This is a genomic window from Coprococcus sp. AM100_B19A, from assembly GCF_027662015.1.
Taxonomy (GTDB): domain Bacteria; phylum Bacillota; class Clostridia; order Lachnospirales; family Lachnospiraceae; genus Allocoprococcus; species Allocoprococcus comes.
In genome coordinates, this window is record NZ_JAQDKN010000010.1 from 45,062 (window position 1) to 68,869 (window position 23,808).

General features: G+C 42.6%; 18 protein-coding genes. 17 read left to right on the forward strand and 1 reads right to left on the reverse strand.

All coding sequences use genetic code 11. The features are described from left to right. The first annotated feature begins 112 nt into the window (after window positions 1–112). From PGQ33_RS11015 to PGQ33_RS11095, 17 genes are all read left to right on the forward strand, one after another. A complete protein-coding gene (locus tag PGQ33_RS11015; RefSeq protein WP_270205734.1) occupies window positions 113–1,204 on the forward strand; it encodes an FAD:protein FMN transferase in 1,092 nt (363 codons plus the stop codon). A 28-nt stretch (window positions 1,205–1,232) separates the two neighbouring features. Continuing rightward, window positions 1,233–3,002 (forward strand): FMN-binding protein, encoded by a 1,770-nt coding sequence (locus PGQ33_RS11020; protein ID WP_270205735.1) that lies wholly within the window; start codon window positions 1,233–1,235, stop codon window positions 3,000–3,002. 2 nt (window positions 3,003–3,004) lie between these two features. Next, the gene (locus PGQ33_RS11025) at window positions 3,005–3,439 is read left to right on the forward strand and encodes an FMN-binding protein (protein ID WP_055156073.1); all 435 of its coding nucleotides are present in this window, start codon (window positions 3,005–3,007) and stop codon (window positions 3,437–3,439) included. A 10-nt stretch (window positions 3,440–3,449) separates the two neighbouring features. After that, entirely contained in the window at window positions 3,450–4,313 is an 864-nt protein-coding gene (locus tag PGQ33_RS11030) for a 4Fe-4S binding protein (protein ID WP_270205753.1), read from the forward strand. Between the two features lie 3 nt (window positions 4,314–4,316). After that, window positions 4,317–4,715 (forward strand): NusG domain II-containing protein, encoded by a 399-nt coding sequence (locus PGQ33_RS11035; protein WP_055247684.1) that lies wholly within the window; start codon window positions 4,317–4,319, stop codon window positions 4,713–4,715. 14 nt (window positions 4,716–4,729) lie between these two features. Then, a complete protein-coding gene (locus PGQ33_RS11040; protein WP_118217521.1) occupies window positions 4,730–5,245 on the forward strand; it encodes a Gx transporter family protein in 516 nt (171 codons plus the stop codon). Between the two features lie 67 nt (window positions 5,246–5,312). After that, on the forward strand, window positions 5,313–9,113 hold the full coding sequence (locus tag PGQ33_RS11045; protein WP_270205736.1) for a penicillin-binding Tp47 domain C-containing protein: 3,801 nt from the start codon (window positions 5,313–5,315) through the stop codon (window positions 9,111–9,113). Between the two features lie 220 nt (window positions 9,114–9,333). Further along, window positions 9,334–10,932, forward strand: coding sequence for a response regulator (locus tag PGQ33_RS11050; RefSeq protein WP_270205737.1), 1,599 nt, complete (start codon window positions 9,334–9,336; stop codon window positions 10,930–10,932). After that, window positions 10,929–12,710, forward strand: a complete 1,782-nt coding sequence (locus tag PGQ33_RS11055) for a sensor histidine kinase (protein WP_117557092.1) — start codon at window positions 10,929–10,931, stop codon at window positions 12,708–12,710. Before PGQ33_RS11050 ends, PGQ33_RS11055 begins: the two co-directional genes overlap by 4 nt. After that, a complete protein-coding gene (locus tag PGQ33_RS11060; RefSeq protein ID WP_270205738.1) occupies window positions 12,700–13,989 on the forward strand; it encodes an ABC transporter substrate-binding protein in 1,290 nt (429 codons plus the stop codon). Before PGQ33_RS11055 ends, PGQ33_RS11060 begins: the two co-directional genes overlap by 11 nt. Before the next feature lie 165 nt (window positions 13,990–14,154). Then, the gene (locus tag PGQ33_RS11065) at window positions 14,155–15,474 is read left to right on the forward strand and encodes an ABC transporter substrate-binding protein (RefSeq protein ID WP_008373197.1); all 1,320 of its coding nucleotides are present in this window, start codon (window positions 14,155–14,157) and stop codon (window positions 15,472–15,474) included. Between the two features lie 190 nt (window positions 15,475–15,664). Continuing rightward, complete coding sequence (locus tag PGQ33_RS11070; protein WP_117557088.1) at window positions 15,665–16,516, forward strand: carbohydrate ABC transporter permease; 852 nt, start codon at window positions 15,665–15,667, stop codon at window positions 16,514–16,516. Beyond that, window positions 16,516–17,358, forward strand: coding sequence for a carbohydrate ABC transporter permease (locus tag PGQ33_RS11075; RefSeq protein WP_117834654.1), 843 nt, complete (start codon window positions 16,516–16,518; stop codon window positions 17,356–17,358). The genes PGQ33_RS11070 and PGQ33_RS11075 overlap by 1 nt, the downstream gene beginning before the upstream one ends. A gap of 201 nt (window positions 17,359–17,559) precedes the next feature. Then, window positions 17,560–18,963, forward strand: coding sequence for an alanine/glycine:cation symporter family protein (locus tag PGQ33_RS11080; protein WP_270205739.1), 1,404 nt, complete (start codon window positions 17,560–17,562; stop codon window positions 18,961–18,963). Window positions 18,964–19,738: 775 nt separating this feature from the next. Next, window positions 19,739–20,962 (forward strand): tyrosine--tRNA ligase, encoded by a 1,224-nt coding sequence (gene tyrS, locus PGQ33_RS11085; RefSeq protein WP_117557082.1) that lies wholly within the window; start codon window positions 19,739–19,741, stop codon window positions 20,960–20,962. 12 nt (window positions 20,963–20,974) lie between these two features. Next, complete coding sequence (locus tag PGQ33_RS11090; protein ID WP_055156082.1) at window positions 20,975–21,484, forward strand: flavin reductase family protein; 510 nt, start codon at window positions 20,975–20,977, stop codon at window positions 21,482–21,484. Window positions 21,485–21,487: 3 nt separating this feature from the next. Continuing rightward, window positions 21,488–22,090 (forward strand): Maf family protein, encoded by a 603-nt coding sequence (locus tag PGQ33_RS11095; RefSeq protein ID WP_117834652.1) that lies wholly within the window; start codon window positions 21,488–21,490, stop codon window positions 22,088–22,090. A gap of 67 nt (window positions 22,091–22,157) precedes the next feature. Here PGQ33_RS11095 and PGQ33_RS11100 read toward each other — a convergent pair whose 3' ends face one another. Further along, window positions 22,158–23,462 carry an alpha-amylase family glycosyl hydrolase gene (locus PGQ33_RS11100; protein WP_117557078.1) on the reverse strand — a complete coding sequence of 435 codons (1,305 nt, stop codon included), beginning with the start codon at window positions 23,460–23,462 and terminating at the stop codon, window positions 22,158–22,160. Between the last annotated feature and the right edge of the window lie 346 nt (window positions 23,463–23,808).

Consider the following 23,808-nt stretch of genomic DNA (forward strand, 5'->3'; position numbering starts at 1 on the left):
AAAAAGAGCTAAAATGAGAAAGTTTCTTAACTGATAACTTTAATATTGACATGCTAACTAGTGATAATATAAACTACTATAAGTTAGAATATACAAACAAAGAGGAAACAAAATGAAATTCATAAATAAGATCATTGTGGTCTGTTTGTGTGCATCTGTATTTGCAGGCGGATGCGGTCAAAGTGGACAGGATACGACAAAGAGTAAAAAAAGTGAAAGTACAGGCAGTTCGAAAAAGAATACGGAGCAGGCTTCTTCGGATACCGAGGCATCAAAAGACATTTTTGCAATGGATACCTATATGACAGTGACAGCATATGGAGAAAAAGCACAGGATGCGGTGGATGCCGCTGAAGCAGAGATTGAAAGATTAGATACACTTTTATCAACGGGAAATGCAGACAGTGAGATTGCGAAACTGAATGAACAGAAAAGAGCAACACTTTCAGAAGATGGCGGATATCTTGTGAAGCGCGCACTGGAACTGAATAAGGAAACGGATGGGGCATTTGATATCGCAATTTATCCGGTTATGGAGGCGTGGGGATTTCCGACACAGAATTTCCGTGTCCCGTCAGCTGACGAACTGACAGGGCTTCTGAAGCATGTGGATGCAGCGAAGATCTCATACGATAAGGATACGAGAGAAATCTCTTTTGAAGATGAACAGATGAAAATCGACCTTGGAGGAATTGCAAAAGGCTATACTTCTTCGCGGATTATGGATATTTTCAAAGAAAACGGGATTACAAGTGGTCTGGTAAATCTGGGTGGAAATGTACAGGCACTCGGAACCAAGACAGACGGAAGCAACTGGAGGGTTGCGGTACAGAGTCCGGACGACACAGAGGATTATCTGGGAGTTTTATCTATTCAGGATAAAGCGGTGATCACATCCGGCGGATATGAACGCTATTTTGAACAGGATGGTGTGACCTATCATCACATTATTGATCCAAAGACCGGATATCCGGCAGAGAACGGACTGGTATCTGTCACGATCGTAAGCTCGGACGGAACCCTTGCAGATGGACTTTCCACCTCCCTTTTTATCATGGGAGAAGAAAAAGCGGCAGAGTTCTGGAAGGCGCACAGTAATGAGTTTGAGGCGATCTTTGCGACAGATGATGGGACGATTTATGTGACAGAAGGTCTGAAAGACAGCTTTACAACGGATTTTGACATGAAGGTTATTACGAAATAATTTGCGTGAAATGAGAGGATAATGAGAGATGGATATCAAAGAAACCGGTAAAAAATTAAAACCGTTTGCACCCGTTCTTTCAGTTGCACTGGTTACGGCGTGCGTGGCAGGCTCCTTAAGCGGATATGAAGCGCCGGTCTATGCAGCGACGCAGGAAGAAACACCGATAAAAGAAGAGACAAAAGAGAAGAAAGAAGAAAAAAAGACAGCAGCCAAAGGTTCGTTTGATCTGGAGGATGGCGTATATAAAGGAACCGGAACCGGGTATGCAGGAAACATTACCGTATCGGTACAGATCAAGGATAAGCAGATTGTTTCGATTGACATTCTGAGTTCTTCCGATGATGAGGCATTTTTTTCACGGGCAAAAGCAGTGATCGACAAGATTATCGAAGGACAGACACTGGATGTGGATACTGTATCGGGAGCAACTTTCAGTTCCAGAGGAATCATCAGTGCGGTGAAAAATGCGCTGACCGGGGAAAAGGATAACAGCACGACAGGACAGGCACAGTCCGGCCAGACAGCGGCGGCAGCAGGAAGTTCGACCAGTGTGGCAAAAGTAGAGGATGCGGCAGCATATAAGGATGGAACCTACTACGGTTCAGGAACCGGATTTGGCGGTCCACTGAAGGTTATGGTAGAAATCAGCGGAGGAAAGATCGCATCCATCCAGATCGTGGAGAACAGTGACGGAAGCGATTACATTTCCAAAGCAGCTTCTCTGATCGATTCTATTATCGCGAAGCAGAGCACCAATGTGGATACGGTGTCCGGGGCAACCTACAGTTCGGTCGGAATTATTCAGGCAGTGCGGGATGCGCTGAGCCAGGCGGCGGTAAACGGGACATCGGATGGCACACAGGATAACAATAGTAATAACAGCAATAACAATAGTTCGTCAGACGACAATAATTCTACTGTGACCGGAACCGTTCCGTACAAGGAAGGAATCTATTACGGAACAGCAGAAGGTTACAGCGGCGATGTATCCGTTGCAGTCGTGATCCAGGAAAAGACGATCAAAGCGATCCTGATCACAGAAAACTCCGATGATGAGGCGTTCTTCAATCGGGCAATGGATATTGTGAAAAAGGTGATAAGGACACAGAAGACAGACGATGTAGATACTGTGTCAGGAGCAACCTACAGTTCCAAAGGACTGTTAAATGCAATCAAGAATGCACTGAAACAGGCAAAGAAAGTGACAAATGGAGAACCCATTGATGAGAAGCCGGATCTGACTGATCTGAAAGAGCTGATCGAGAGAGCAGAAAAGTTGGAAGAAGATAAATACACAGAAACAAGCTGGGCAGTTCTGCAGACCAGACTTGCGGACGCACAAGAAGCACTTGAGGAAACAAAACAGACTATTGTTGATAAAGCAGTAGAAAAGCTGAAAACAGCAATTGCTCAGCTGGAATCAAAAGATGGAAAAGACGAAGGAAATACAAAATATGTCAGTGGAACTTATGAAGTGACCGTTTCGTGTACGTCGGATGAAGACGAAGACTTTGAAGAGTATAAGTTGACAATGTCGGTGGAGATCCGCAACGATAAAATTGTGTCAATTACGGATATCACAGGCGATGGCGCAAGCAGTAATGACAGCTATATTAAGAGAGCAGCAAATGGTACTTCAAGCATAAAAGGTGTGGTATCCCAGATCATAGATAAAGGAATGCCGGAGGATATTGATACTGTTTCCCGTGCAACCTGCTCTTCAAATGCGATCCTGGAAGGATGCAAAAAAGTACTGGAAGCAGCAGAAAGACCGACAGATATGGAGGCTGAATAACAATGAGAGAATTCTGGGTAAGACTGGTAAGTATGCTCGCGATCGTGGGAGTTCTGCTGGGATACAATTCAGTGCTGGATGTGCGTGCGAAAGAAGATGAAATCGCCCGGCTTTCCGCACAGGTTGCCGGAAACGGACAATCAGACAGCGAAAATGGAGGTTCCACAAACTACAAGGACGGAACATATACCGGGGAAGCTGATGGATTTGGCGGAACGATCCAGGTAGAAGTGAAGATTGAGAAAAGCAAGATTGCAGAGATCAATGTGATATCGGCAGAGAAAGAAGACGGAGCATACCTTTCCATGGCAAAGGATATGATTCCGAAGATCATCGATGCACAGAGCGCAGATATAGATACGATCAGTGGTGCGACATTCAGCTCGACCGGAATCAAAAATGCATCGGAACAGGCTCTGGAAAAGGCGGTAAAGTAACGTGAAAAAGATGGATATTCATAATTTAACGGCGAAAGATATAAAAAAATTACATATATGGCTGAGAGCATTGATCCAGGTACTGTATTTCCTGTTTATCCCATCTGTGTATACAGCGGCATTTGCCGGAGTGAAATACATCTTTACACAGATCGGTGCAGGCGAAAAGGTTGCCATGACCTCTTTTGTGACAGTACTGGTTGTGATCTGCATTTACACCATTCTGTTCGGAAGATTCTTTTGCGGATTCGCTTGTGCGTTCGGTACACTGGGAGATGGTGTGCATGCACTCTATGTGTGGATCTGTAAAAAGATGAAAAAGAAACCTCTTCAGATTGCGGATGCATGGACAGAAAAGCTCTGTTATCTGAAATATATTGTACTGGCATTGATTTCAATCTTGTGCTTTGCAGGCGTCTATGGAAAGGGAAAAGGAACCAGCCCGTGGGATGTATTTTCCATGCTCCATGCCGGCAACTTTAAGCTTGGCGGATATCTGGTGGGACTCGTTCTTCTGGTTCTGATCCTTGTGGGAATGTGTTTTGAAGAACGGTTTTTCTGCAGAAATTTCTGCCCGATGGGAGCTGTGTTTTCCCTGCTTCCGGTCCTTCCGTTTTTCGCACTTCACAGAGACCGGGAAAATTGCATCAAAGGATGTAAGGCATGTACAAAGAAATGTCCTTCTAACATCGGACTTCCGGAAGATGGATCGCCGAAGATAGAAGGGGACTGTTTCCAGTGTCAGAAATGCATCGATACCTGTCCGAAAGGAAATATTCATACCGGAGTAAAAGGACTTCGTGGAAATGAATTCTGGTTTACGATTTTGCGGGCAGTAATCTTACTGATTCTTCTGCTCTGGCTGGGTGTATAGAAGATGAAGAAGAAAGATCTGATACTTGGAGCAGGAATTATTGTGATTGCGCTTGCGATGCTGCTTGTGATGCAGCTGACGAGAGGGGAAGAAGGAAATCAGATCCGGGTTACGCTGGATGGGAAAATCTATGGAACGTATTCCTTGTCGAAGGATCAGACCATCGAAGTAAAGGATGGCGATTTTTATAACCGGATCCGGATCGAAGACGGAAAGGCGTATATGGAAGAGGCAAACTGCCCGGATGGATACTGTGAAGAGCAGGGAAAGATCAGCGGGCATACACAGACAATCGTTTGTCTGCCACATAAGCTCGTAGTAGAGGTTCTGGAAAATGAGAATGACCAGAGCTTTGGAACTTCAGATCCGGAAGATGTAGCTCCGGATACGATCGCAAAATGATAAAGGAAAAACAGATGAATAAAAACAAAAAACTTGCCAATATGGCAATGCTGGTTGCGCTGGCGATGATATTCAGTTATGTGGAAAGCTTAATACCGATCAATTTCGGGATACCGGGAATGAAGCTCGGAGTTGCCAATCTGGTGACAGTGACCGGGCTGTACTTTCTGGAACTTCCGGAAGTATTTCTGGTGGTAGTTATGCGAATCCTGCTGACCGGCTTTTTATTTGGAAATGGAATGTCGATCGTTTACAGCTTGGCAGGAGGAATCTTAAGTTTTCTGGTCATGGCGCTGATGAAGAGGCTGAAAGGATTTTCCGTAGCTGGAGTCAGTATCGCCGGAGGCGTGTCACATAATATCGGTCAGATCATCGTGGCATCAGTTGTGGTAGAGAATCTGAAACTGATCTATTATCTGCCGGCACTTCTGATCGCCGGTACAGTGACCGGATTTGTGATGGGAATGATAAGTAAAAAGCTGCTTCCGATCGTAAAAAGAGAATCGGAGAGAGTGGCACAGATAGGTTAATTTTTTTGATTATGGGTTAGCAAAAACTAACTTAATAATAAATTTTATCAACAACAAGGAGGTAATTATGGGAAAGGGAACGATTAAGACAAAAGCTATGACAATGGCTGTGGCGATGTCGATGGTAGCTGGACTTTGTCCGTCGACGGTGTTTGCGGCAAACAGTGAGGATGTAGCGAAGGTTCAGGATGGAACATATACAGGGACTGCAGAGTGTACACCGGATGAATATGAGGAATTTGAAAAATATGATCTTTCTGTAGAGGTAACGATAGAAAATGGAGTAATCAAATCTATAGGAAATATCAAGGGAAATGGAGAAGAAGATAATAATACTTATATTACGAATGCTGCTAACGGAACGAAAAAGGATCCGACAGGTGTTGTACAGCAGATTATAGATGCCAATGGAACAGATGGAATCAATGCAGTATCAAGAGCGACGTGCTCATCTAAGGCGATTGTTGAGGCTGTAAACAATGCATTAGAAGAAGCAACTAAGAAAGAAGAAAATAAAGAAGAAAATACTGTAAAGACAGAGGATCTGCAGGCTGTAATCACAAAAGCAGAAGATTTAAGTGAAGCCGATTATACAGCTGAATCATGGAAAACAATGCAGGATGCACTGACAGCAGCGAAAGATGCTCTTGAGAAAAAAGAATCCCAGACAGCAGTAGATAGTGCAAAAGATACCTTGAATGCAGAAATTGCTGCACTTGTAAAGAAAACACCAGATGTACAGAAAGAAGTCTATGTGTTAATGAACATTCCGTATGCTGACTTCTATAAAGCAGAAGGAGTAACAGGTGCGGATACTGTTTCATCAGCAACAAAGCAGAAAACCAGAGCTTCACTTGCAGCAGGTTCTTATCATGTAAACAGTGACGGTTCTGATATTACAGGTGTGACATTCCCGATTAAGATCAGTGATGCATCTGTATTAGAAAAATATATGCAGATTACAGATGATAGTAAGGTGGATATTACAACATCAATTAAAGGAAAAGAATCAACAACAACATATAAGGGAAAAGATGCATTGTTTGAAAGCGCAAGCTATTCTTATTATATTTTAAGCGACACGCCATCTTATTATAAAGAAGCAACGGTAAATGCAGATGGAACATTTAACTTCAGTGAGGTAAAAGGAGAAGATTCCAAAGTAAAGACTCTGTCCGATGCTACAACAAAATTTAAAACCTCGTCTGATTATGGTGATTACCAGTTAAATATAGATGGTCTTCCAACAAGTATTAATACAGTATATGGTGTAGTAATTAGCACAAAAGAGGGAAGTAGTTATGGACTTCGCCATGTGGAAAATATCTGGAAAAAAGCAAAACTTGCATGGAGCACTGGATTTGTAACAGAATCACATGGAAACAAACTTGATTCCAAAGATTATGCTACCATGATGGGACAGACGATTAATAAAGTAACTTACTACACAGATGATGGTATTTATGAAATCCCGATGGACCAGAAAGTAGCGAAGAAATTTGATGGCGAAGTATCAGTGGCAGATATTTCTACCAAATCAGATACAACATCTGTTGTGGTAAGTGGACTTCCAAGTGATTTTGAAGAAGAATACAAAGTTGATGGAATCGGAATCGATGAAGATGCATATTCTGTGGAAATTAAAACAGAAGGTAAGACTACTACAAGAACAATTAAATTCAAAAAAGCTCTTACAAAAGGTCGATATACCGTTACACTTAGCGATAGGAGTGGCACTTATGTACCGATTTCAACTACTTTTAATGCTTATACAGAGACAATGCCGGTGAAATATAATGAAGATAATAAAGAACCAGCAGTTGTAAAGAATGATGATGTTAATGAAGAAGAATTCCAGACATATTTAAAACATATTAATTCTGTTACAGTGAACGGAAAGGAATATGCAGCATCTGGAAAGAAAGCAGTAAAACTAATTACAGAAGATGGAAAACTTGATCTTACACAAGATGCGTTTAAAGATGCAAAGGCAGGAGACGCATTTACTGTAACAATTGCAGAAGATGGATATCAAGCATACACATTTACTTATAAAGTAGCAGGAGAGGACAGAGAGTATTCCTATGTTTATGTAGGAATGAACTGGTCAGAATACTGGGCAAATGAAGGTGTGTATGCAGCCGGAAATACCGAAGCATCTAGTGTTACTGATTCTCGTAATGAATATGATAAAGGCGCTTTTGATACCGTTACAAGAGCAACTGCAAATCATGGCTTACATAGAGGAAGTTTTCAGTGTACGGCAGTGATTAAAGATACAGATGGTAATCAATATAACCTGTCTTACTGGGACAAAAATGGAAAAGCAGTGATGACAGATGGCAGCATTTATACAAGAACTACAAATGCAGAAAAGAAGGCTGTATTTACTGCAGAAGATGGAAGCTCATTTATTCAGGCAGATTACAAAGTGACTGGTATAAAATATGTTCCTGTTAAAGTGAAAACAGCAGATTTAAGTGCATTGAAAGAAAAATATGTGGTTGTAGAAAATGGAGGCACATTGATTGGCGGATTTTCTGAAAACCAGCTTAAATCATATACAGCAATTGCAGATGTAACAGCGAATACGAATGGTCTTAAAACAGCAGAAAAGCAGAAAGATGGTTCTTTCACATTTTCAGCAAGAACAACAGGCTCTTATTCTGGATTAAAGGATACACAGCTTGAAACTGCTGATGTTACTCCAAATATTAGAGAAGGGGAAGCTGTTGGAAGCTATGGAGAATTCATACGTGTGGATTTAAATGGTAACTATGGTGGTCTTGGTTCTGCGATGCAGGCTGTCGAATGGACTTATTATGGAAATGATTCAACTTATACAACACCGGTAAGAACATTTGGAACAAAATTCGCGGCAGATAACTGGATGCACAAATCCATGGGTATTCAGCTTGGACTTACAGAATCTCTCAGATGTGAACTTCCAGAAGGAACAGATGGAACGGGTTACTGGAAATTGACTGTATATGGACTTGGCTATGCTGATTACAGTTATAACTTTGAAGTCGGAACAGAAAATATAGCGAAACCAAAAACTGCGAGTGAAGAAGATAAAAAAGCTTTACAGGCTAAAATTGATGAAGCAAGTGCATTGAAAGAATCTGATTATACAAAGGATAGCTGGGATAAGATGATGAGTGAACTGGAAGAATCGAAAGAACTTCTTGCGTCAGACAATCCATTACAGTCAGCAGTAAAAGAGCAGACAATTCACATGACAGAGGCAATGGAAGCCCTTGTAAAAGTAGAACATTCAGTTGACACAACAGAGATTGAAAAAGCAGTTGCAGAAGCAGAAGGACTGAAAGAATCTGATTATACAGCAGAGAGCTGGGCAGCATATCAGGCAGCACTTGCAAATGCGCGCACAGCACTGGAAACTAAGGAAAGCCAGGAAGCAGTAGACAATGCAACAGCAGCATTAAATGCAGCAAAAGAAAAACTTGTCAAAGCAGACGAACAGCCGGTAACTGTAGATACCTCTTCTCTTGAAAAGGCAATTGCAGATGCAAAAGCACTCAAAGAAGCAGACTACACAGCAGACAGCTGGAAAGCACTGCAGGGCGTACTGACAGAAGCCCAGAAAGCACTGGATGCAAAAGAAAGTCAGGAAGCAGTAGATAATGCAACAAACAGCCTGAACAAAGCAATCAAGGCACTTGTAAAGAAAAACAGCTCATCTGTAAAAAAGACAGATGGTACAACAAATAAATCCAAGACAAGCGGAAGTGATTCCGTGAAGACCGGAGATCCGGCAAGCGTATTTGGATGGTTAGGACTTGCAGTTTCTTCACTCGGAGCTGGTATTGGTGGATTTGCTTGGAAACGCAGAAAAAGAAAATAATAAAAAGATATGATTTTTAACAAATCATAGGATCCGGAAAGTCGGCAGACGGCAAGAAAAAGCCAGTTCTGCCGGCTTTTCTTGCTATTTACCGAACGAGAATGTATAATTTTTGGTAAAAGTATGATTTTTCGCATCGGAAGTATAGTTTTTGATAAATTCTTTATCATGTCTTATCTAAAATAAGAAGTAGGAAGATTATCAGGAATGGGGAAATGGTATGAAATTATTAAAACTTGTGATTGTAGATGACGAACCAATCCTTCTGCAGGGACTGGTTAAGACGTACAACTGGAATGAGATGGGATTTGAAGTTGCCGGTCAGGCACAGAGTGGGGAGCAGGCAATTGAAGTGATCAAAAAAGTGAAGCCTCATGTAGTACTGACGGATATCCGGATGAAACAGGTTTCCGGTCTGATGGTGATGGAAGAGATCCAGAAGACAGAGCTGGATCCGGTTTTTATTGTGCTCAGTGCGTACCGTGATTTTAATTATGCACAGCAGGCGTGTGATCTTGGTGCATATGCATATCTGCTGAAACCAATCGAGGAAGATAAACTACAGGAGACCATGCAGGGCGCATACCAGACCTGTATGGAGAAACTGGAGAGCGAAGAGCGTTATGAAAGCTGGGAAAATATGATCCGAAAAGATTCTACCAGTTTTCTCCAGGTTGTTGTACAGAAATATTTACAGAATAAAATTTCCTATGAAAAAATGCAGGAAGTATTTGCGATCTTGAAAGATGTGATCGAAGAGGGCGACCGTTTTATTGCAATGTGTGTGGATCTTGATCTTACATATAAGATTACGGATGCACTGAATTACGAAGCAGCCAGGCTGGAATTGATACAATCTCTGGAAGAATTGTTTTCAGAACGGTACTTTTTCTGGCATTTTGAAAAGGCAGAAGGTTTTCATGTATTTCTGATCAAGACAAAGGAAAATGCGACAGTGCGCGAGATTGCGCAGATTCTGGAACAGGTTAAAAGGGAACAGAAAAGTCCGGTTACTGCATCGATTTCCAAACCGTATAAAGGACTGGATGGAATCCGCCGGAGTTACGAAGAGGCGCAGGGACTTTTCGAGCCAATCTGCAGCAGTGCCACAAATGAGAATACTTTTTCCATACCTGTGAAAAAGGAAGAAAAAGCGGCAAAAAGTGATTGCGAAGAGGCAGGACTTACGATCGTCAATGCTGTTCGGAAGAATGCGTTTAAAGAGTTAAAACAGGCTTTTATTGCGTTGATCTACGCACTTCCACATGAGGAAGAGTTACAGATCCGTTATATACATAAGGTTATGCTGCAAGCGGAGATGATGCTGAACGATACTTACGGAATGACGGAAAAACTGCAGAAACAGTTCCGAAATTATTATTCGAATATGGAGAGTCTGACAGCAGCACAGGCGGTAGATGTCAGTTATAGGATCCTCGGAGAAGCAATTGAGGAACGGGAAAAATACGCAGAAAGCGGAGAAAATAAATGTGCAAAGGAATATATGACAGTGGCACTTTCTTATATCGGTGAGCATTTGCAGGAGGAAGAACTTTCTATTGTTCAGGTGGCAACTCAGATTTATCTGAATCCGGTATATTTCGGGCGTGTATTTAAAAATACATTTCATATGACCTTTAAAAAGTATCTCTTACAGCAGAGAATGGAGAAAGCAAAGAGGCTGATCCAGGATGGATGTGAGAGTATAGGAACGGTATGTGAGCAGGTGGGAATCAGCAATGCATCCTATTTTTCACATTTATTTAAAGAATATACAGGAAAATTACCGAGTGAATACAAAAAGGATTACGAAGAATGAAGAAATGGGTGATTAAATCCGGAATACAGAGAAAATACCTTCGATATATAATGGGGCTGTTGTTGCTGGCAATTTTGCTGTCAAGCATCGGTGTCTGGATCTATGTAAGGCAGAGTCTGACCACAGAGGTTACAGATAAATATGAATTTTTAAATGAGAAGATGGGGCTGGCTCTGGATACACTGTCAAAAGAGGCGGATGAAGGGACAGCAGAATGTATTACTTACGATCAGGTTCAGGAAAGTCTGAAAAAAGCTTCATTTGCAGATGTGGAAAAGAACTCTCTTCAGAAATATTTTGCCTATATGAATCTGGATCATGTGGCAGAATACTGCTATGTGGATAATAAAAATAATGTTTATGCCAGATCCTACTCGCATATTGATTATGAAGATTTTTCAGACAGCCATCTGGAAGATTACATGGGAGATTCTTATGCGAAAACACAATGGTTCTGGGCGAAGGATACTTTGTTTGGGACGGAGAAAGAAGCATTGTTTATCGGAAGATATGTACACAGTATGGAATACGCCAGCAAACCAGGACTGCTGCTCATCAAGATGAATGACAGCTTTCTGGAAACGATACTTGGAAAGGATCGGAGTATGACAGATGAAGTGCAGATCGGAATTCTGGATAAGAAGGGGAATTTATGTGCTGATTGGTGCCCGAAAGGGACGAAGATTTCGGATGCGGTAAAACAGGAAGTCTATAAGATCAGCGCACAGGAAACAAGTGGTATTCTTGCAAAAAGCCGGAGAGTGAGCGGTGGTGTCTGCTCCATTTACAAAGAAAGCAGCTCTGAAATGACGGTGTTCACAGTCGTTCCATCGAGTGTAATGACACAGGGAACGATGAGGGTACTTACGGTGCTGATCGGGATTTATCTGTTTGTGGCAGTGGTAGCGGTTGTGCTCAGTATCTATTTTTCCAAGCGGTTCACCAGTCCGATCCGGGAGATCAGTGAAGAGATGACACAGTTTGACGGAAATGATTTCAGTCGCCTGATTGAACTGAATACCAATACAGAACTGGATCAGATCGGACATTCCTACAATAAGATGCTAAAAAATATTGAGAATCTTCTGGCAGAGATCAAAGAACAGGAAGGGGTGCTCAGACGGACGGAGTTGAACATGCTTCTGGCACAGATCAACCCACATTTCCTTTATAATACGCTGGATACAATTTACATGCTTGCGCGGATAAACGGAGAAGAGACAACCATGAAGATGATTCAGGCACTTTCCAAATATCTGCGTCTGTCACTCAGCAAGGGCAGTGATATCGTGACGGTGGAGGACGAACTGGAAAATGTAAAGAGTTATATGGAAATCCAACAGATCCGGAATGCAAATCTGTTCCGGTATGAGATTGAGTGTAAGGTGGAAGAGAAGAGTACGTGGATGCTGAAGCTGATCTTGCAGCCACTTGTCGAGAACGCGATCAAGCACGGATTCTGCGAAATTTATGAGAATGGTCTGATCCGGATTGAGATTGCGAGGGAGGATAGCCAGCTGAAAATCGTGGTATTCAATAATGGGAAGCCGATTGACCGGGAAATGATGGAAAAGATCAATGCCTTAAACGGGCATCCGATTCTGGAGGCGAAAAAATGCTTCCAGGATAAGGAACACGGATATGGAGTGGTGAATGTACTGACCAGACTGCGGCTGAAATATGGAGAGGATGTGCTGTTTTACTATGAGGCAGAAGAAAATGGAACCCGGTGTACAATCCAAATTCCGGATGACGGAAAGGAGAAACGTGATTTATAGAAAATATTTGCAATCGGTGTTTTGTATCGCACTGGTTCTGACAGTGCTGACCGGATGTGGTAAAAATACGGGGCAGACAAGCCGGAGCACAGAAAAAAAGGAGATTGATATTCCGATCATTCTGACGGTAGATCCGACTTCCGGCAAGAAAACGGAACAGGATGTCGTTGATGCATTTAATGAAGAATATGCCGGTACATATCATATGCAAGTGGAATGGATCATGGAGACGGAAGAGGAATACCGAAAAAATCTGAAACGGTTAAATGTCACAGACGAGCTTCCGGCTGTGATCTATGATGTGCGCACCCTGCCGTCCTTTTATCAGATGATGGTTGCGGATGGACGGATCGAGAATCTGAGTCCGTATCTGGAAGAGGATGAAGAGTGGAGGAATATGATCGAACCGGCGGTGATGGAAGGCTGTACGGATGAGGATGGCAATATCTATCTTGGACCGATCAGTACGGCGGCATTTGCGTGCGCCGGCATGTTTTGGAATCCGGAGTTTTTTGCGGAAGCAGGGATTGAGAAATTCCCGGAGACATGGGAAGAATTCTGGGACTGCTGTGACCGGCTGCAGGCAAACGGAATCACACCGCTTGGACTTCACACTGAAGGAACCGGCTGGGCGCCGATGCTGATTGCAACAGCAGAGGCAGCACACACGGAAGAAGGCTATGCATTTATGAAAGAGCTTCTCCCAGAAAGCTATTCCAATGATACCGGTCTTGAAATTGCAGAAACCTTGCAGAAATTGTTTCGGTATACAACAGAAGATGCAATTCATGCTGACTACGATGTGGCATACAATAATTTTGTCACAGGAAAGGTGGCAATGATTCCGAACGGATACTGGATGATCGACCAGTTGCCGGAAGAATGGAAAGAAAAGGTAAGATTTTCCGCATTTCCGGGAAATAAACTGATCGCCTCACCGGAAACCTTTGGCTGGGCGGTGGTTTCCACTTACAGCGAGGAGGTCAAAGAAGGAGCGGTTGAATTTTTGAAATTTCGCACGAAATTCAATCTGGAAGAGAAGAAAGAGCTGATGGACAAGAACGGACGCACTGAAATCAGCCAGCTCCTTCAGGATTATGTAAATGCCTACAATAACAATCCGCAGATCGTTCCGAACTATCAGGTGAAATGGAACTCCATCCTTCAGGAAGAGACGATCGGGGAGTGCCTGCCACAGCTTGCCGCCGGGAAAATGACGCTTGCGCAGATGGTGGAGACTGCCGATGAAAGTATCCGGGAGTATGAGAAAGAGAGATGATGGGAGGAGAAGGCTGTTGGTGTCATTTTATCAATAACAAATTTTTTACATTTCGAAAAGTATATTTTTTGTTAAAGGAGGTTTGCGATTTGTTACAGCCTTTGATTGGATTCTTGCTATTATTTAAGCATAGAAAAGAAATCCAGACGAGGAGGAACGGAAATTATGAAAAACAAAAAAAGATGGCTGGCACTGGGGCTGGTAGGAATCATGACACTTGGATGCTTTGCAGGATGTGGAAGCAAGAGCGATGGCAAGAGTGCAGACGGTAAAGGGGACAGCAGCAAAGGATCTGTATATTATCTGAACTTCAAACCGGAGCAGGATGAACAGTGGCAGCAGCTGGCAAAGGATTACACAAAAGAGACAGGTGTAGATGTAACGGTTGTTACAGCAGCTTCCGGAAACTATGAAACCACTCTGATGAGTGAAATGGGAAAGAGCGGAGCACCAACATTATTCCAGGTAAACGGACCTGTAGGACTTGCAAACTGGAAAGATTACTGCTACGACTTATCAGATTCTGATATTTACAAAGAACTCACAAGTGATGATTATGCACTGAAAGACGGAGATTCTGTAGCAGGTATCGGATATGTTATTGAAACATACGGAATTATCACAAATAAGACATTATTAAAAGAAGCAGGATATACACCGGATGACATCAAATCTTTTGCAGATCTGAAAAAAGTAGCAGAAGACATTACAAATAGAACTTCTGAACTTGGATTTTCTGCATTTACTTCAGCAGGTATGGACGGATCTTCTGACTGGAGATTCAAGACACACCTTGCAAACCTTCCGATCTACTTTGAATATCAGGATGAAGGAATTAACACAACAGATGCAATCAAAGGCACATATCTTGATAACTACCGCGATATGTGGGATCTGTACATCAACAACAGCACATGCGATCCAAAGGATCTTGCTGCAAAGACAGGTGACGATGCAAGAAATGAATTCCTGAATAAAAAAGCTGTATTCTATCAAAATGGTACATGGGAATATACACAGCTGATCGATGGCGGCCTGACAGATGATGACATGACCATGCTTCCGATTTACTTTGGTGTAGGCGATGAAGCAAACCAGGGACTCTGCACAGGTACAGAAAATTACTGGTGCGTAAATAAAGACGCAGACGAAGCTGATATTCAGGCTACATTAGATTTTATGGACTGGTGTGTAACTTCAGATGAAGGAACAAAATGTATGGCAGACGATATGGGATTCAACATTCCGTTTAAGAAAGCTCAGGAATCTCAGAATCTCTTTATCAAAGAAGACAAACAGATGACCGAAGACGGAAAGACTCCGGTAGCATGGAACTTCTCAACAATGCCTTCAGAAGAGTGGAAAAATGGTGTTGGATCTGCACTGACAGCTTATGCAGCAGATCAGACAGATGCTAACTGGGATGCAGTAGTAAGTGCATTCGTAGATGGATGGGCATCTGAATACAAGCTTGCAAATGAATAAATAAGTTGCATAAAAAGAACTGACCTAGGGGCAGGCGGCTTGCCTGCCCCTTTTAAGTGAGAGGAGAGCCTGTACGAAGCGGGTTTTCTGGATATGGGAAACTACGTTTTTCCATATAAAAATAAAAAGTGAAATGAGAGCCACCTGGTAGGAAGATCCTTCCGGGCAAAAGGAAAAGAGGAGGATTTCTATGGAAAAGGCACTGAAAAAACATGCACCAATATTTGTTCTCCCAACATTTCTTGCATTTGTGATCGGATTTATCATTCCGTTTGCACAGGGATTTTATCTTTCTTTCTGTAAATTTACAACAGTAGGAAATGCAACATTTGTTGGAATATCAAATTATACAGCAGCGATCAAGGATACATCCTTTACGAGTTCATTTAAATTTACAGTATTATTTGCGATTGTATCGATCTTACTGATTAACGTACTGGCATTTGGCCTGGCACTGCTTCTGACACAGAAGTTAAAGGGCACCAATATTTTCAGAACTGTTTTCTTTATGCCGAACCTGATCGGTGGAATCGTACTTGGATATATCTGGCAGATTCTGATCAACTGTCTGCTTACGATCATCGGTCAGCCGCTCCTGGCACTGAATTCTTCAGCCGGTTACTGGGGACTTATCATTTTGATGTGCTGGCAGCAGATCGGATATATGATGATCATTTATATCGCAGGTCTTCAGAATGTACCGGATGATCTGATCGAAGCAGCAGAGATTGATGGAGCAGCAAAGTGGGATATCCTCTGGAAGATCAGAGTTCCGATGGTAATGTCTTCCATCACGATTTGTGTATTCCTGACACTTACCAATTCATTTAAACTGTTTGACCAGAACCTGGCTCTTACAGGTGGAGATCCGAACCATGCGACAGAAATGCTGGCACTGAATATTTACCAGACATTCTACGCACGTGCCGGAATGCAGTGGAAAGGTTATGGGCAGGCAAAAGCAGTGATCTTCTGTGCTCTGGTTATCATTATTTCACTGGTACAGCTGAAAGCAACAAGATCTAAGGAGGTGCAGCAGTAATGAAAAAGAAGAAAAGTATTGCAAATACAATATGGACAGTCATTTTAACAATTGCGGCGCTCGCCTGGGTTTATCCGATCATCATGATCCTGATGAACTCTTTGAAAAAAGAATCAGCGATCAGTACAGGAACTGCATTTAAACTTCCGACTGCAGATGCATTTGCAGGAATCGCAAACTATGTAGATGCCGTTGCTTCAAAAGGATTTTTAAGCAGTCTTGGATACAGTACATTTATTACGATTACTTCTGTAGTTGCTATTCTTGTATGTTGCTCCATGTGTGCATGGTATATAACCCGTGTAAATAGTCCGATTTCAAAGATTTTATATTATCTGTTTGTATTTTCCATGGTTGTTCCTTTCCAGATGGTTATGTTCACCTTGTCACAGACAGCAGATACCTTACATCTGAATATGCCATGGAATATCTGGGTGATCTATCTCGGATTTGGCGCAGGTCTTGCGGTATTTATGTTCTGCGGATTTGTAAAATCGATTCCTGTAGAAATCGAAGAAGCTGCCATGATCGACGGATGTAATCCGCTGCAGACTTTCTTTTTGATCGATATCCATATCCTGAAGCCTACCATGATATCCGTAGGTATTCTGGAAGCAATGTGGGTATGGAATGATTACCTGCTTCCAACTCTTGTACTTGATATTAAGAAGTATAAAACAATCCCAATGCTGATCCAGTATTTCCGCGGAAGTTACGGAAGAGTTGAAATGGGACCGATGATGGCAAGCATTATGCTTACAGTAATCCCGATCATCATTGTATATCTGGCAGGACAGAAGTACATCATCAAGGGTGTTGCTGCCGGAGCTGTAAAGGGTTAGAAAAATATAGTATAAATTTGGCGGACAGGTGTTGCTTGTCCGCTTTTTTCAGGTTTGAAATTTTGATTGAAAAAAGTAATATTTTTACAAAGTGATTGGGGACGAAATGACAGGAAATAAATAGAAAAAGCTTGCAAATTTTGAGAGTTTCCGTTAAGATATTGCGAAAATGGTAGAAAACATTGAGAAAGGAAAGAAGGTATGTTTCAGACAATTATTGGGGCGGTCAGCTCATTTATGTACAGCAAACTTCTGGTGATTATGCTGATCGGAGCAGGTTTATATTTTACAATCCGGACAAGATTTCCACAGGGGCGTTTATTTAAGAGAGCCTGTGAGTCCGTGATGGAGAAGCCGGACGATAAAGAGGCAATCTCATCATTCCAGGCATTGATGGTTTCAACGGCATCGAGAGTAGGAACAGGAAATATTGTCGGGGTGTCATCAGCAATCTGTATTGGGGGATTTGGTTCTGTATTCTGGATGTGGGTGATTGCGATCATCGGAAGTGCGTCAGCACTGATTGAAAGTACGCTGGCACAGATTTATAAGAAAAAGGGAGAGGATGGGAAATGCTATGGTGGTCCGGCTTATTATATCGAGGCGGCGCTGCATTGCAGACCACTGGCAATCGTGTTCTGTATTGCCATGATCATGACTTATGCATTTGGATTCAATATGCTGGCATCCTATAATCTGCAGTCTACATTTTCCGGATTTTCTTTTTATGATCCGAAGGTAAGCCCATGGATCATTGGCGGGATTCTGGCAGTTCTGACCGGATGGTGTCTGCTTGGCGGCGGTAGCCGTATTGTAAAGGTGACATCGATGGTTGTGCCGGTGATGGGACTTGCATATATCGGGATTGCGCTGATTGTGGTTATCATCAATATCCGCAATGTACCGGAAATGTTCCTCCGCATTTTTGAGGAAGCGTTTGATTTCAAAGCAATTTTCGGAGCATTTGCAAGCTCCGCAATGATGCAGGGAATCCGCCGGGGACTGTATTCTAACGAAGCCGGAATCGGTTCGGCGCCGAATGCATCCGCTTCTGCAAACGTCAGCCATCCGGTCAAACAGGGACTGGTTCAGATGTTGTCTGTCTTTATCGACACGCTTTTACTGTGCACGGCAACGGCGATGATGTGTATGTCATCCGGCATTGATCCGACAAAAGAAATGCAGGGCGCGCCATGGGTTCAGGCTTCCCTTCAGGAGTCACTGGGAACATTTGGACCGGTATTTATCACGGTGGCGATGGTATTTTTTGCGTTTACAACGTTGCTTGGAAATTGCTTCTATTGCGACAACCTTCTGACCTATATTCATAAAAAGGAACCAGACAGAAACTTTATGCGAGGGTTCCGTCTGGTATCGGCATTTGTTGTATTTTTAGGGGCAGGAATGGAAATGTCACTTTTGTGGGATCTTTCGGATGTGCTGATGGGCGTGATGGCTCTGATCAATATTCCGGTGATCCTGATCCTGTCCGGGACGGCATTTAAGGCATTCCGGGATTATGAAGATCAGTTGAAGCGGGAAGTAAATCCGGTGTTTAAAAGTGCGGATATCGGGCTTGCGCAGAAGACGGATTTCTGGAATTAGGAAATCTGAGAGACTGAACAGGATAATAATGGAAGTATGTGAACTGGATTTTACAAAATCTGTCTTATGAAAATTTAGTGTGAAATCCGGCTTGACAAATTCTGACGGATACGGTAGTATGACAAAAGAAGAGAAAATTACAGGCTATGAAGAGAACAAGTAGCAGATGACAAGGCTCAGACAGAAAGTAACCGGTTGATGAGAGGTGCACGAAGAGTCAGATGCGAATACATCTCGGAGCTTCACGCCGAACACGCGTAAGTGTAAGTAAGTTGTGACGGAGTGGCGGACGTTATACCTGCTGCGGTAATGTTAGTTACTGACTGAGGCATTCGGTGTGAGCCGGGTGTGAATTAAGGTGGTACCACGAGAGAATATACCTCGTCCTTAAAGGCTGATTGGCCGGAGGACGAGGTTTTTTGTCGGAAATTTTTGAAGGGTGGTTTAAGGGGGACGCCATCCGGAATCTATTTCTATTTGTCTGCGGGTTCGGCGACTGATACTTCTAAGATTTTGAAAATTTGTTAAGGGCATGATTGAAAATCCATAACTCGCTGCGCTCAGACAGATGGATTTTCAATCATAACACAAATTTCCAAAACCTAAGAAGTATGAGCATTCGCCTGCACATGCAGTCAAATAGAAATGGATTCCGGATGGCTGACATCCTTGAAAAACTTCGAAGAGTTCCGGACAGGGACGCATCCTTCTTCCGGCGGAGAAGATTGGCTGTGAATAAGATAAAAAGATTGGTAAGAGAAAGGAAATTAGGAAAATGGGTATTTATGAAGAGCTGCAGGCCAGAGGATTGATTGCGCAGGTTACGGATGAGCCGTTAATTAGGGATCTGGTGAATAATGGGAAGGCTACGTTTTATATTGGGTTTGATCCGACGGCAGACAGTCTGCATGTTGGACATTTTATGGCACTGTGCCTGATGAAGAGACTGCAGGAGGCTGGTAATAAGCCGATCGCTTTGATCGGGGGCGGTACTGCTATGATCGGGGATCCGTCCGGCAGAACGGATATGCGTCAGATGATGACACCGGAGACAATCCAGCACAACTGTGACTGCTTTAAGAAGCAGATGAGCCGTTTTATTGATTTTTCAGACGGGAAAGCACTGATGGTTAATAATGCGGACTGGCTGATGGATCTGAATTATGTGGAAGTACTTCGTGAAGTTGGAGCACACTTCTCCGTAAACCGTATGCTGACAGCAGAATGCTACAAGCAGCGTATGGAAAAGGGACTGAGCTTCCTTGAGTTTAACTACATGATCATGCAGAGCTATGACTTCTATATGTTATACCAGAAATACGGCTGTAATCTTCAGTTTGGTGGAGATGATCAGTGGAGTAACATGCTTGGTGGTACAGAGCTGATCCGTCGTAAGCTTGGTAAGGATGCAAGTGCGATGACAATTACACTGCTTCTGAATTCAGAAGGAAAGAAGATGGGTAAGACACAGTCTGGAGCTGTATGGCTTGATCCGGAAAAAACTTCTCCGTTTGAATTCTACCAGTATTGGAGAAATGTGGCAGATGCAGATGTTCTTAAATGTTTACGTATGCTGACATTCCTTCCGCTTGAGCAGATTGATGAGATGGACAAATGGGAAGGCGCACAGCTTAACACAGCAAAAGAAATCCTTGCGTTCGAACTGACAAAACTGGTTCACGGCGAAGAAGAAGCTACAAAGGCACAGGAAGGCGCACGTGCACTGTTCAGTTCAGGAAATGCAGCAGATATGCCGACAGCAGAGCTTTCTGATGAAGATTTTGCAGACGGGTCTGTCGATATCCTGACACTGCTTCACAAGAGTGGACTGGTTGCTTCCAAGTCAGAAGCACGCCGTGCCGTACAGCAGGGTGGAGTTGCCGTTGACGGAGAAAAGGTTTCCGATATTGCGACAACATTTGCAAAAGCAGACTTTGAAGGTGAAGGAAAAGTTGTAAGAAAAGGAAAGAAGAATTTCCGTAAAGTAATCGCAAAATAAGAGGACAAAAAAATGAGTTTTACAGAAATAAAAGCAGAAGAATTAAAGGATAATCCATTTGACCTGATCGGAAAACAGTGGATGCTGATCACAGCAGGAAATGAAGAAAAATGTAACACCATGACAGCAAGCTGGGGTGGTGTTGGAATTATGTGGGGCAAGCCGACTGCGACAGCTTATATCCGTGATTCCCGTTATACCAAAGAATTTGTGGACAGAGAAGATTATTTTACACTGGCATTCTTTGGAGAAGAGCATAGAGAAGCGTTAAATCTCTGTGGAAGAGTTTCCGGAAGGGACGAAGATAAGATCAAAGAAGCCGGTCTGACACCATATTATGTAGATGGAACAGTTGCGTTTGAAGAAGCAAAAATGATCTTTGTATGTAAGAAGGTTTATGTACAGCGCATGGGAGAAGAAAATTTTGTTGAGAAAGCAAATCTTGACAAATGGTATGCTGACAAAGATATGCATAACATGTATATGGGAGAAATTAAGAAGATTCTTGTGAAAGAGGATTAGGCTATGTGTAGTAGAATACAGAGGTTGACTGTAGTTCTGGCCTCTGCATCACCGCGCAGGACAGAACTGCTGGAACAGGGAAATATAAAGCATGTAGTCATGCCGTCACACAGTGAGGAAGTAATTACATCCCAGGTTCCAAGCCAGGTTGTGGAAGAACTTTCTGCGCAGAAAGCAGAAGATGTCTACCAGCAGTATGAAAAGAAAAATGCAGGGGATTTTCTGGTGATCGGTTCGGATACGGTGGTTGCAGCAGATGGAAAGATTCTCGGAAAGCCAAAGGATAAAGAGGAGGCATATCAGATGATTTCCATGCTTCAGGGAAAAGCGCATCAGGTTTACACCGGTGTTACGCTTCTGATAAAGAAGGATGGGAAAAAGATCCGGAAGACATTTCATGAATGCAGTGATGTGCATGTATATCCGATGTGCAAGGAAGAAATCCGGGAATATATTGCAACAGGAGAGCCGATGGACAAGGCAGGAGCCTACGGGATCCAGGGTGCATTTGGCATGTATATCCGTGGGATTGAAGGCGATTATAATACGATCGTGGGTCTTCCTCTTGCGAGAGTTTATCAGGAAATGAAGGAATATATTTATTAAAAAAGAAACTGGGAGAGATGACTTGTTGGAAAAGTCATCTCTCCCAGTTTTTTAGGAAGAAAAAGTTTTATTTCAGATACTGCACACTGTATGGTGGCATTTCGAGCTGGCCGTTCATCTGGATTTCATTTCCGGTGAGCAGATCAGTCATAGTTCCCCCGAGTTCGCCGTTGTGTGCGGTAAATGGTGTATCCGATGCGTTAATTGCAACCAGCATCCGTTCATCATCTGTTTTGCGCTCAAAGATGAGCTGATGATTAGTAAGGACAACATTGCGATAACTTCCATGGCAAAGAGCATTGCTTCCGGTTCTGACATGGATCATTTTTTTGATCTGTTCAGTCAGTGCATTCGGTTTTGGCGCATCGAAGCATGGGCGGAGAGCATAGTCATTGTCCGGAGCTTTTACTCCTTCCTCACCCCATTCACTTCCATAATAAATGCAAGGAACACCCGGCATACCAAGAAGAAGACCGTAAGTCAGCGGCAGGTGGTTCTTGTTGGTCAGGATACTTGCAATTCGGGTCACATCGTGGTTGTCAACAAAAGACATCAGATGTTTTCCACGGTAAATGCACCACTGTTCCGGTCCGTACTGACGGTTCAGAGAGTGCGCGATCTCAAACATGTTCATGCTGTTGAAGCTGGAATAAATGCCTTTATAGCATTCATAGTTGGTGCAGCTGTGCAACATTTCGTCATTGACGATCTGATTGTAATCCCCGAAGAGAACCTCTCCGATCAGTGCAAAGTCAGGTTTTAATTCCTGACAGAAACTGCGCAGACGTTTCATGAAATTGCGGTCCAGGCAGTATGCAACATCAAGCCGGAGACCGTCGATGTCAAATTCATCGATCCAACCCTTTACACATTCCAGAAGATAATCTACAACAGCAGGATTGGCAAGATTCAGTTTGACCAGTTCAAAATGTCCTTCCCATCCTTCATACCAGAAACCGTCATTGTAGCAGGAATTACCGTCAAAATTGATGCAGAACCAGTCTTTGTATGGAGAATCCCATTTCTTTTCCAGTACATCTTTAAATGCCCAGAAGCCACGTCCTACGTGATTAAACACACCGTCAAGAACGATTTTTACATTGTGTGCATGGAGATCTTTGCATACTTCTTCGAAATCTTCATTGGTTCCGAGACGGCAGTCGATTTTTTTATAATCCCTGGTGTCATAACCATGATTGTCTGATTCGAAAATTGGATTTAATAATATAGAAGAGATACCTAAGGATTCCAAATAACTGCTCCAGTCCTTTAATTTTAAAATCCGGGATACGGTTTTGCCGTCATTTGCGGTCGGAGCGCCACAGAATCCAATTGGATAGATCTGATAAAAAATTCCTTCATAAGCCCACATATTCTAGTACCTGCCTTTTAGTCAAAATTTGGATAAAAATCCCATATATCTATTGTATCAGATAGAGTCAAATGATGGTATACTATTTAAAGCAAAAGTGGAATTTGTAAAAATGTAATGATATGGTAATGTTTTTGAAAAAAGGAGAAAGGGAAGCTATTTTTTTTGTTGCAATTTATAGTTGCTTTTATTATAATTTATAGTGCGTGAAAAGGTATTTGTGCATAATAATGCACAAATCATGGAGAGAAAAATGTGGCAGTTTATACTAGGAAGTACAGGATTTATTCTGTATTTTATTTATGATATTAACAGTGTTCGTATGAAGAATGCCGTATTACAAAAA